Here is an 11968-nt window from a genome sequence, read left to right on the forward strand (position 1 = left end):
TTGCTTACTTCTTTATCAAGCAAAAATTAAGATAAAAAATACTTATAATCAAATAAAAATAATTAAAAATTCCTTAAGTTGACGCCATTGTCCGTTCACCACTATGGCTTATGCTACGAAAAAACTTTTTTCATCAGCGCTTGATTTTTTGGCTACTTTTTGATCAAGCAAAAAGTAACCAAAAAAAGCCTTACTTTTTTTCTTTTTTTCTAAGCACGCGCTTCCAATTATCACACAAAACCGCTGTAGCTATTCCTGCATTTAAAGAATTAGCATTACCATATCTAGGAATAGCAATAGCCTCCGTAAGTATTTCTTCTATAGCAGATTGAATCCCATGCGATTCATTGCCAATAACCAATACCCCATGGTCTGGAAATAAAAAATCATCTATAGACTTACCCTGTAAAGTAGCCCCTAGAATTGGTAGATCTAAACCCTGTAAATAAGCTGGTAAATCTACATAATGTAGATTTACCTTTACAAAAGACCCCATGCTTGCTTGTAGTACTTTGGGGTTATATAACTCTACTGTTGTTTGCGAACAAAGTATGCAATCTATGCCATACCAATCTGCTATACGGATAATGGTGCCTAAATTGCCAGGGTCTTGTATGCCATCTAATGCAAGGGTAATATCCATGGTTGACAAGGATGGTTCTGTAGGTTTAGGTACAGCCGCTACTGCTAGTACTTCATGGTTGTCGACAAAAGAACCTAATGCAGAAAGCAGTTCTTTGTTAACTTCGAAAATCTCTGTTTCTCTACTAATAGAGGAAATGATAGCTTGATTTTTGCTAAAAAAAGAGCGTGTGCCTACGATATATTTTATCACATAATCAGAAGCAAGCAATGCTTGTATTCCTTTTTTTCCTTCCAAGATAAAGGCAGCCTCTGCTAGGCGATATTTTTTCAGTGCCAACTGACGAATGTAAGTGGTTTGTTTTTTACTTAAGGTAGGATACATATGATCACTTAAAAAAGAAAAAAGATCCCTTCTAAAACATCTATTCAGCACTGTGGCAGGGTACGAAAAAAAAGAAAAAACGCCCCTTGTAAAATAGTTGCGATAAGAAATTATCCCTTACAGCTGACGAGAAAAACAGCCTGTTTGCAGCCCGCCAAGCGGGGAAGTTCTGTTTTTCCAGCTGTAAGGGGTGATTTCCGCAACTTTTTACCGAGGGCTTGATTTTTTGTCCACTTTTTTATCAAGAAAAAAGTGGTATAAAAATGGTTTCGTACCCCTGAGTTGAACAAATACATTTACCAATGTCGTGAGCAGATACTTGCCAACACAATTACTTTTTTTGAAACATACCTACCAGCTGATATAGCGCAAATTCTGCTTCTTTTACCTTAAAAGCCTGTTCTGCTAAATGAATTTCTATTTTTTGCGTAGCTTCTTCTGCTTCATGTAATTCAAGTAGCTTTGCCTGATTGAGGCGGTATTTTTCTTTTACAAAAATCAATTTTTGTTTACTTATTTTCAATTGTTCTGCTACTACTTTGTAGACACCTAAAGCATGTAGATACTGCCATTTTTTATCTTCTAAACCACTCTCTATCGCTAATTTTTGTTGTTGTAAAGCAAACTTGGCATTATTTAAACCGATTTTGGCTTTTTTAATCGTTGTAGGCATCAGTAGCAAACGAATCATATCAATGCTAACCCCGATGTTGGCTAACCATTTATTAGATTGCTTATCAGATGTCCATATTGACTCTTTGAAATTATATATATAGCCTTTCGAGTCAAAACTACCCGATAGGCTTAAACAAGACAATGGGTTTCTGACTCTATTTAACTCTGTGGCTGCTATGGCTACTTTTTTTGCTTGAATGGCTGTCTCTAAATCTACTACTTTTTCTTTTGTAATAGAGGTCATGTCCCATATAGGTTGGACAGAAATATGGGATTGTACCAGAGTCTCTTCGGTTAAGGGCTTATCAAGTATCCTGTTTAAACACCGGCGTTTTGCTTGTAAAGCTTCCTGCCGCTCCAGTAAGGTTAATTTTATTTCTTTTAAAGCCAGTTGCGCATCCAAACAGTCTATTTTAAATATAATCCCTAATCTGAATTTCTCTTCTTCTATGTTTAACCTAGCTGTTGCAGCTTTGATAAGCGTATTGGATAACTCCCATTTTTTTTGTGCCAATGCTAGTTCATAATAAGCGGTAACTACTTGCTGTAATTCTTTTTCTACTGACTTTTTTGCGACTAGTTGATGAATAACATTATTTTGACAATGTATTTTAGTCTGGAAGATTTTATCAACAAGTGATGTTAACTGCCATTTTAATCTAAAAACAGGCGTTGATTGAATATGATGGTTGATAGTATGGGATTCCCACTTATTTTCTTGATACAGCCTTAAAGTAGCTCGAGGGGCCCATAGGCGAAAATTCGCTATTCTATTAGCAATAATTGCTTGCTTTTTATCGTTTTGGGCAATTTGAATATGCAAATTATTTTTTAAGGCGATATTTATCGTTTCTTGTAAGCTGATCGGCTTGTTTTTAGCTTGAGCTATAGTATGAGCTAAAAGGGTCAGGATGCCTATTATGCTTAAGCGTGAAACTAATTTTTTGATCACCAACATCTTTTAGTAAAGTTTGTATTTAGACAATTTTTCCGTCTACAATTTCTTGGATACTGTTGCATTGGCGTGCAACCTGCAGAGAATGGGTTACGATAAGAATCGTATTGCCTTCTCTATTCATTTCCTTAAGCAATGCCATGATTTCATAGGCCGTGCTACTATCTAAAGCTCCCGTTGGCTCATCTGCCAATATTAAAGGAGGGTCTGTTACCAACGCGCGTGCAATAGCTACTCTTTGTTGTTGACCACCTGAAAGTTCATTGGGCTTGTGATGCGCATAAGCAGACAAGCCAACTCTGTCTAGCATCGCCCATGCTCGTTTGTAGCGCTCTTCTCGTTCTATGCCTTGGTAATAGAGGGGTAGAACCACGTTATCTAATGCTGTTTTAAAAGGAATTAAATGAAACCGCTGAAAGATAAACCCAATTAATTGACTTCTATATTTACTGGCTTGTTGGTTAGAAAGATTTTTCATGTGGACATCATTAAGATAGTAATCCCCATGGTCATAATGATCCAATATACCAATAATATTCAATAAGGTAGATTTTCCAGCACCCGATTGACCCATTAAAGCAACAAGGTCCCCTTTTTCAAGGTGAAAATTTATGCCACTAAGTACTTCTCTAGTGATCGTACCGTTTTGATAGGATTTATATAAGTCCTGAATCTGAATCATGCTATGTTTCTACAATTAAAAGGTCTGCTTCCGTAAGACCTTCTTTGACCTCCACATAAAGACCGTCTGATAGCCCTAATATCACATTTTTTTTAACTGGTTTACCATTACTCAAACATTTAACAAAATATTTTTTTTCTTCTATTTGAACCATGCTTTCTGGAATGGCTAGTACATCGTCTACGCGTTCTAGCATAACCTCTGCAAGAGCTAAATAACCTGCACGTAAAGTAATTTTTGATTTTTTGGGTTTTTGTATAATGCCTTCTATTTCAAATTTAATTTCTCCTTTTTTAAATTCTTCTTCACTAGCTCTAGGTGCAATTTTAGTTAAAGTAACTTTGAGTTTCTCTTCATTAAAAGCATTTAGTGAAGCTGTAAAGGTCATGCCTTTTCTTAAATGAACCACATCTAGTTCACTTACCTTGGCTGAAAACAGAAATTGATCCATATCGCCAATAACAGCCACTGTGGTGCCAGAAGCTTTTTCACTGATTGCTTGTACCATACTTCCTTCCTTAAGGGGTAAATTTAAGATCGTCCCTTTGCTAGCAGCTCTAAGGATATTGGCACCTGCCCCTTTTGCCGAGGTATATCCACATCGTGTTATCTCTAATTGCTTCTGAGCTGCAGCAAATTTTTCTTTAGTCTGTTCCCAGACTGCTACATTGGCTTCATAGGCCTCTTTAGAAAGCATCTTTTTACTAAACAGTTGCTTACTGCGTAAGTATTTGGACCTGGCTTGATTGAGGTCAATAGCTGCCAAACGTAACTTACTTTCTTGAACTTCCAGCTCTTTGGCACTAGGCATGACTTTAATGCGGGCAATAATACTTCCTTTTTGGACATGATCACCTACCTGTACGAATAATTTATCTACCATACCGGTAACATGGGCCTCTAGTTTAGTTTCTTTATGGGGTATTAGGCTACCAGAAAAAACTTTTTTTCGAATAATTGTTCTGCGAGTGGGTTCTGTGGTTTGAAAAGTTGCTTGATCTAGCTTGCCCCATTTATCTTTATATAGCTTAGAATAAGCAAAACCACCTCCCGTTATGATCGCAGTGGTTAGAATCATTTTTGTTATTATACGCATTTTTACTCATTATTTAAAGCATCTACTGGTTTAATGGACAATGCTTTTTTTGCGGGGATAATGCCAGCTAAACCACCACACAGCACTAAAATAACTAAAGCTGATAAAAGCATAGAAAGTTGAAATTCAAAATGAGCCATACCATATTTTTGAATTATAGCCAACAAGTAGCTATTGATCAATTGGAGGATCGCTATACCAGCAGCTAAACCTAAGATACCAGAAATCAAGTTAATAACAATTGATTCCATTAAAATTAATCCTATAATATCACTTGACTGGGCACCGATCACCTTGCGAATGGCTAGCTCTTGGGTACGCTCCTTGACAACAACCAGCATCATATTCCCTACACCAACCACGCCGCTGACCAAAAAACAGAGACTGATTGCCCAAATAAAACCCTGCATGATCATAAATAATAGTTGAAAAGACTTGGCTTGTCTAGATGAACTTATGTGGATGGCATGCTTATCTGCTACGTCAAAATTAAGTCGCTTGGCTAAATAAGCCCGAATCTTTTCTGCTACCTGTATAGGGTTTTGCCTAGGGGGTAGGGTAGAGATCATACAGTCAGTATTTTCAGCATCTTTAGGAAACAATCCCCTAAATAAACTGTTTGGAATCATGATGGCATCATCATCTACTCCAGCAGTTGCTTCCAATAGACCAACCACAGTAACAACTGTTCCATCTATGGTAATAAAAGCGCCAATAGCTGGTTTGGTATCAAAAACTTTAGTTTTCATTTTCAAGCCTAGCACACAAACTGGAAGCCGTTGTGCTATATCACGTTCGCTCAAAAAACGACCCTCTTTAAGTGCCAAATTTTTTATCTTTTTATAGCCAGCGTCTACACCGAGTATCTTACTTTTGTGCACGGCTTGTCCATAAGTAACGTAGCGGTCAGTCCGAAACACAGCCATAATTTCTTTAAAAAGATTCAAATGATTAGCAAGATCATCTTTTAGCGTTTCTGTGAAGTGAACCGGCTCAGTTGCGCTGTAACCTGGACGAATAGTCATAATAGGAATACTATAGCCATGGAATTTTTGAATCATATGCTTATAGAGTCCACTACCGGCCCCTTGTAAAAGGACCAGGATAAGCATGGCCCACATCACACCAAATCCGGTCAAAATGGTTCTCGTTTTATGGGATTTTAAGTTATAAAATATCTCTAAACAATATTGATAGGAAAACATATAATAGGTTTTCTATTTTGAAAATAGACCATATAATGAAAAGTAAAACAAGCTGATTTTATTTCACTTACTACCTAATGTATCTACAGGCTTTATGTTTACAGCCCTTATAGCGGGTAGTATACCCGCCAAACAACTTGTTAAAGTGATCAGACCCAATCCACCAAGTATAAACCAAGCAGGACAAGTTAAAGTAGATAAGTAATAGGCTTTGCATGATGGCACTACCCATTTATTCAATAATTCCATAAGCGAAAACCCTACTGTCCAACCAACCATCCCAGCAATAAGGGTTACTATGACTACTTCAGCTAAAATCATTGCTACAATTTCTATAGAACGACTGCCCAATACTTTCCGTATAGCTATCTCTTGTCTTCTTTCTTGAATGGTCACTAGCATCATGTTACTAATCCCTACAATGCCAGTTATAAGTAAGCATATACCTACTATGCCATTAAAAATAGCTATATTTTTAAAAAAGTTATCAAATTTAGCGGCGTGTTGAGCTATACTAAATATACTAATCCCTTTTGTATCTTTAGCATCAAAATGCAAATGGCGTGCAAAATAAGCACGCAACTGTTTTTCAACTACTTGATCACAAGCACTTGGCACTAGTCTAAGCCGAATAGCACTTACATAATGACTTCTTTTAGGAAAAAGTTTTGTAAATAAATTATTTGTAAGCAATATAGCATCAGATTCATTATAAGAGCTAACATCTAAGGTATCTAGTACACCCACTACTTGCAGGCCAATAGTTCCCCAAAAAATATATTTACCAATAGCAGGAGCAGCGCCAAATAATTTTTCTTTGATATTAGCACCTATAACGCAAATGTTATTTACCTCTATTGTATCGCGTGGTGTAAAAAAACGTCCTTCTTGTATAGGTAAATGAGCCAATGAGGCATAGCAAGGATCACATCCTAAAATGGATGAAGAAATTGTTTTTGTTTCATATTTTATGGGACTATGATACCCTAATATAGGACTCAAATAGTCAATGGTATTATTAAATGACTGAGATACGTTGGCACCCATTTCTAAGGGAATGCGACAATCTTTTCCAGCGTTTCTACCTTGCCAAATAAACATGGTTTTTATGCCATACTTGGCAAATGCTTGAGCAATACCATTGTGAAAGCCATTTCCAATACCTAGCAGCAATACCAGTATAAAAATTGCCCACAAGACACCAAATCCCATAGAGAGGGTTCGGGATGCATGGGCTTTAAGGCTCTGATAGGCCTCTTTAAAAGCATGTACAACCAGCATAACGTTTGTATTTACAGCTCTTCCGCTCTAGGATGGGCTTTTTTAAATATTTCTTGTAGTTTGGTCAAAGAATTATGGGTATAGACTTGGGTAGCAGCCAGGTTTGCATGACCCAATAATTCCTTAATAGCTTGTAAGTCAGCTCCTTTATCTAGTAAGTGAGTAGCAAAGGTATGGCGTAATATATGCGGACTATGTTGACTGGCGCGTGTAGTTGGTGCCAAATACTTCTTAACTACTCGATAAATAAACATAGGATAACAGCGTTTCCCAGCATCGGTTACGATGAGCTCCGGGGTAATATGATAGCCTAAAGCTTCTTTTTCAACCAAATAAGTCGCTATTAATTGACTTAATGACCTTGGAAAAGGAATGATGCGTTCTTTATCACGCTTTCCTAGCACCTTAACGGTTTCGTCTGCAAGATTGATATTTCGCTGATAAAGCGCTATCAGCTCAGCCAAGCGCATACCGGTGCCATATAACAGTTCTAAAATTAATTGATCACGCAACCCAGAAAAATTAGCTGGAAACTTAGCTTGATCTAAGCAAGACAACAGCTCTTTTTCTTGAAAGAAGATAGGTAGCCTTTTTTTCCCTCTTAGACTTTTAAGTAGATCCGTAGGACAATCAACTATCAGTGTGTTTTTTTGTAGAAAAGCATAAAAAGTACGTAGCGCAGCCATTTTTCTATTGATAGAACGATGGGTAAGCCCTTGCTTGGCTAAAACCATCATCCAACCACGTAGATCCTGACCAGTGACCTGTGTAACTATTTTTTTAGGAGCTAACTCAAAAAAGTAATTTACAAATTGCTTTAAGTCTGTTTTATAAGCTAAAGCAGTGTGCGGACTGGCTCTCTTTTCTGCCGTTAAATAGGTTGTAAAAAGATTAAGGAGCTGTTGATTATCCATAAGAAACTTGTATTTGACTTTTTTAAAATAAAAAAGTGTGATAAAAAGTCCTTATTTATCCGTTGTTGCCATGCAATATGCGATACTTATATATGGCTTTTAATTTTTTAGCTTTTCTGCTGACCGTTGGTTTGGTGTAGGCCATACGCTTTCTAGCCTCTTTGAGTACACCGACACGCTCGACCTTCTTCTTAAATCTTTTAAGCGCTCTATCTATTACTTCGTTTTCTTTTATTTCTACAACAATCATAAGAATAAGATAAAATTATTTAATTTGTAATTTACAAATGGTTGTTTGATACTGCTTCAACCACAAATCTACTCTAAAAATAGAGCAAGCACAAGGTTCCCTACATAAAATATTTTATTTTAAAGCTGAAAAGTACCTTTAGGGGAGTAGCATTTACATGCATCTATGATACTTGTCTGGCTTTTTTAGCTAGATGCTATTGACTCAATATGAATACAAGAGAACGTTATCAAGCTTTTGTTCAGTATTTGCAAACTGCACCAGCAGCTTCTAAAACAGAGCTGATCTATGCCACACCTTTTCAATTGCTTGTAGCTATGGTACTAGGTGCACAGTGTACAGATAAAAGGGTAAATAGTTGTACGCCCTTGCTTTTTGTAAGGTTTCCTACCGCAGGCCATTTGGCGAAAGCCTCCTTTAATAGGGTATTGGAATGTATAAAAACTATTTCTTATTCTAAAAAGAAAACCCGGTTTTTAATAGAAATGGCCCATCAGCTTGTCACATCATTTCAGCATAAGATTCCTGATTCTGTAGCAGCCTTACAAACATTACCTGGGGTAGGTCGTAAAACGGCAAATGCACTAGTGGCTATACTATATGATAAACCTATCATAGCTGTAGATACACATGTTTTTAGAGTGGCAAAACGTACTGGCTTGGCATCATGCTTGGCCAAAACACCCCTTATGGTAGAAAAAGAACTTATGGCACATCTACCGATTCAATATATACCAATGGCTAATCGATGGATTGTGCTACATGGCCGGTATATTTGTAAAGCCAGAAAGCCACAATGTGAACAATGCCCCCTAACCACTTTTTGTGCTTATTACCAAAATAACCAAGTATCTCTTTAAGACACATTGGTAAAAAAAGCTTGTTTATCCTAATTTTTGCTTGATCAACAAGTAAATAAAAAATCAAGTTCTGGGTAAAAAGTTGTGTAAAGCGCCCGTTACAACTCAAAAAACAGCATCTGCCCTTCGGTTCTCCCGCTCAACTGTTTTGCTATTTCAGTTGCAACCGCCACTTGCTGAGCGCAACTATTTTACAAGGAGCGTTTTTTGGCTGTACTTCTGTCATAGTAGTGAGTGGATGATACAATAACCAATAGGCAAAATAAGATCAAGCAGATCCATGCAGCGATATGGCCAATATAATCACCATATAAGCTATAAAAAGTCATTTTATTATTGGCATATACTACTGACCGCATAGCAGCAGTTTCTAATCGGTTGGTTGCCGCTATTACCTCTCCACGCTGATTGATAAATCCAGAAATTCCCGTGTTAGCTGCACGTACGACACTCCTTCGATGTGCGATAGCTATTAAGCGACTATACTCAAAGAATTGGTCGTATATAGGGGTGTTGCCCCACCAACCATCATTGGTGACTACGCCAAGTAGATTCGCTCCTTTTTGGACACTACTGCCTACAAAAGCACCATATAATAATTCATAACAAATAATTGGTGCAATCTTGATGCGATGATCTATTGCAAAAACTTGGGCACCATTCCCTTTAGCCAAACAGGGATCTATATCACCGATATCAAGAAATGTTCGTTTGAGCCAACTGCACATCTTGTCTGGTAAAATATTTAAATAAGGAATATATTCTCCACCTGGTAATCTTTTGTGCTTATGATATATATCTATTTTTTTACCAGTTTTTAAGTAAAAAACACTATTAAAATAATCAGTATATTTCCCTCTTACTTTTTGGGCAGTTTTTGTAGCCTTGGTTAGGCCATATAGCCATTCGGAAGTGGCACCAGTTATCAGGTGTAACGCAGGATGGCGCTCCAAAAATTCGAATATAGGCTGCATCAATTGATCGTCATGTAGCCTTGCTTCTTGTAAAGAGCCTGGAATGGCTGATTCAGGCCAAAGCAGTAACCCAGTTGCTGGTGTAAGCTGTTCTTTAGAAAGGGTCAATAATCGGTCTATTTGACATTCGTAAGGGACAAAGGATGGAGCGTACGGATATTTCTCTGTGTAGCTATCAATATTAGGTTGCACTACTACTGCTTCTACATAGTTACCTTTTTCTCTATGGTAGTAGTAGATGATCAAGCTTATAGATAGGGGGATGCATATCCAACCCAATAATCCCTTGAATACAAAATGATTGGTTCTTTCAAAGATTGAGTGGTAAAACAGTATATTGGCTATCAAAATCCAAAGTGATCCTCCGAGTATGCCCGTATATTCATACCATTGAATCCATTGCGGTAATGCAGCTAACCCATTGCCTAGGTTGAGCCACGGAAAGGTAAGTTCCCAAAGATCCCATGAAAGATGGGCATGCTCTAAGGTTAACCAACTCGTTACCAGCCCTAGATAACCTAGATATAAGCCCCCCCACTTCCGGGTATAATAATAAAAGAACCAAGGTAAAGCAAGGCACAAAGTGTTATAACAGACTGCAAAGACAAAAGCCGGAAAGGCCGCTTTATAAATCCACCAAAGCGTTAATATATTCCAAAGCAATAGGGTTAAAATAATGGAAAAGAAATAGCAATATTTTTTGCTAGGGATTATGGTAAGCAGTTTTAATATACCTAGCATGGGAACGATGGCCACCAGTAACAAACCACCAAACCAAGAAGAACACCAAGATAGATAGAATAAACTACTGCTCAAGGCAATTAAAAGTAGTAGATAACGTTTGGAAAATTGTTTCGGGGGAAAAAAAATATTAAACCGGTTGATCCATAAAGTAGATCTTGTAGAAATCAGGCGATGCAACATATATTTTATAAATTATTTTTGGTTAATCACTTAAAATTTCTTAAAATTGCAGGAATACTATTACTTGTTTTTGCTTTTTGGAGAGGCAACAGCGAATACAAAAATAGAAATAGCCAAATTTACAGAAAAATAAATAAAAATTTGATATTTAATATCAGCAACTGCCCTTAACCCTATTTCCTAAATGTGCTTCGAGGTAAAAATACCTAGTTAGATAGATTCAAAATAATAATAATGATTAAATGATTATGCACAAGCCCATAGGACTCCTCTTCATTTTTTAGCTAAAGCTGGCTTTAAGTTTAAAAATTATAGGGAGTCTACGGTTAATGTAATACCTAGCGTCGAAAGCGTAGCCTATTGGTTTAAAATTTGAAACGAGCTAGCTGCTGGCTAATGCTAATACCATAGTATCCATTCACTACTGTGGCGGATGTGGGTATAAATGATTAATTCTTAATTAAAAATAAAAAATAAATAATGGCTCTACGATTATCGATTTCAAGATATAGTTTTGTTTTTTTAATCTTTTTCTTAAGCTTAAGCGGTTGCCCTTCCCGTAATAATAGTAACCGTCCTGTTAGTGCAGCATGCACTACAAGCCAGAAAACTGAAAAAAAGAAGAAAACTAAAAAAAAAGAGAAAAATGATCAATCACCTCGTGTTAAAATCAGCAATGAACAAAACCATGAAAAAAGTATGCTATGCAGGTGCCAAAATAATATTATCTCAGTAGATAAGCATTTGTTAAATGAGCGCTACCATAGTGATAATGCTATACCTCCTCCTGATAGCAATGACCAGGTTTCTATAACAAATCAGCCCTCGAAGCCAGCTGAGCAACATAATCAAAATCCGGAAGTTGTTAAAGATCAACTTTACGCAGTCCACTCTTCTTCCTTAGATCTGAAGCAGAAGCAGGAAAATCATAACAAAAAATCTGAGAAAGGATTCATCTCAAAATTCAATAAGCCATTTAAGAAATGGAAGAAATGGAAGATATGGAGCACATTGAAGAACCCTTTTTCTTCTAAAGAAAAAGTATCTAAAAAGAAGTAAAAAGATTCCTTATAAGCTATTATCTTAATTTTCATCAGCGCTTGGTTCTTTGGCTACTTTTTGATCAAGCAAAAAGTAGCCTCAAACAATTCATTTTTTACCAGTCTCATGAACCGATACTAAAAA

Annotated in this window: 11 protein-coding genes; 2 read left to right on the plus strand and 9 right to left on the minus strand. The window is 36.8% G+C overall.

Features of this window, described 5'->3' with window-relative positions; genetic code table 11:
- Positions 1–190 precede the first annotated feature (190 nt).
- From MUW73_RS00565 to rpsU, 8 genes are all read right to left on the minus strand, one after another.
- Complete coding sequence (locus tag MUW73_RS00565) at positions 191–967, minus strand: RNA methyltransferase (protein WP_243018059.1); 777 nt, start codon at positions 965–967, stop codon at positions 191–193.
- 331 nt (positions 968–1298) lie between these two features.
- Positions 1299–2594, minus strand: coding sequence for a TolC family protein (locus tag MUW73_RS00570; RefSeq protein WP_243575145.1), 1296 nt, complete (start codon positions 2592–2594; stop codon positions 1299–1301).
- Positions 2595–2619: 25 nt separating this feature from the next.
- Positions 2620–3279, minus strand: coding sequence for an ABC transporter ATP-binding protein (locus MUW73_RS00575; protein WP_243018057.1), 660 nt, complete (start codon positions 3277–3279; stop codon positions 2620–2622).
- Position 3280: 1 nt separating this feature from the next.
- Positions 3281–4375, minus strand: a complete 1095-nt coding sequence (locus MUW73_RS00580; protein WP_243018056.1) for an efflux RND transporter periplasmic adaptor subunit — start codon at positions 4373–4375, stop codon at positions 3281–3283.
- A gap of 2 nt (positions 4376–4377) precedes the next feature.
- Entirely contained in the window at positions 4378–5580 is a 1203-nt protein-coding gene (locus MUW73_RS00585; RefSeq protein WP_243575146.1) for an ABC transporter permease, read from the minus strand.
- 63 nt (positions 5581–5643) lie between these two features.
- Positions 5644–6861: an ABC transporter permease gene (locus MUW73_RS00590; protein ID WP_243018054.1), complete on the minus strand. Its 1218-nt coding sequence runs from the start codon at positions 6859–6861 to the stop codon at positions 5644–5646.
- Positions 6862–6872: 11 nt separating this feature from the next.
- A complete protein-coding gene (locus MUW73_RS00595) occupies positions 6873–7775 on the minus strand; it encodes a tyrosine-type recombinase/integrase (protein ID WP_243018053.1) in 903 nt (300 codons plus the stop codon).
- A 55-nt stretch (positions 7776–7830) separates the two neighbouring features.
- Complete coding sequence (gene rpsU / locus MUW73_RS00600) at positions 7831–8025, minus strand: 30S ribosomal protein S21 (protein WP_243018052.1); 195 nt, start codon at positions 8023–8025, stop codon at positions 7831–7833.
- 209 nt (positions 8026–8234) lie between these two features.
- On the opposite strand from rpsU, the gene MUW73_RS00605 reads away from it, so the two are divergent.
- Positions 8235–8885, plus strand: a complete 651-nt coding sequence (locus MUW73_RS00605; RefSeq protein WP_243018051.1) for an endonuclease III domain-containing protein — start codon at positions 8235–8237, stop codon at positions 8883–8885.
- Positions 8886–9076: 191 nt separating this feature from the next.
- Here MUW73_RS00605 and lnt read toward each other — a convergent pair whose 3' ends face one another.
- Positions 9077–10783 carry an apolipoprotein N-acyltransferase gene (gene lnt, locus MUW73_RS00610; RefSeq protein ID WP_243018050.1) on the minus strand — a complete coding sequence of 569 codons (1707 nt, stop codon included), beginning with the start codon at positions 10781–10783 and terminating at the stop codon, positions 9077–9079.
- A 480-nt stretch (positions 10784–11263) separates the two neighbouring features.
- Here lnt and MUW73_RS00615 point away from each other — a divergent pair, with 480 nt between their 5' ends.
- Positions 11264–11842, plus strand: a complete 579-nt coding sequence (locus tag MUW73_RS00615; RefSeq protein ID WP_243575147.1) for a hypothetical protein — start codon at positions 11264–11266, stop codon at positions 11840–11842.
- Positions 11843–11968: the final 126 nt, after the last annotated feature.

Source organism: Candidatus Cardinium sp. cByotN1 (assembly GCF_022810525.1).
GTDB lineage: Bacteria > Bacteroidota > Bacteroidia > Cytophagales > Amoebophilaceae > Cardinium.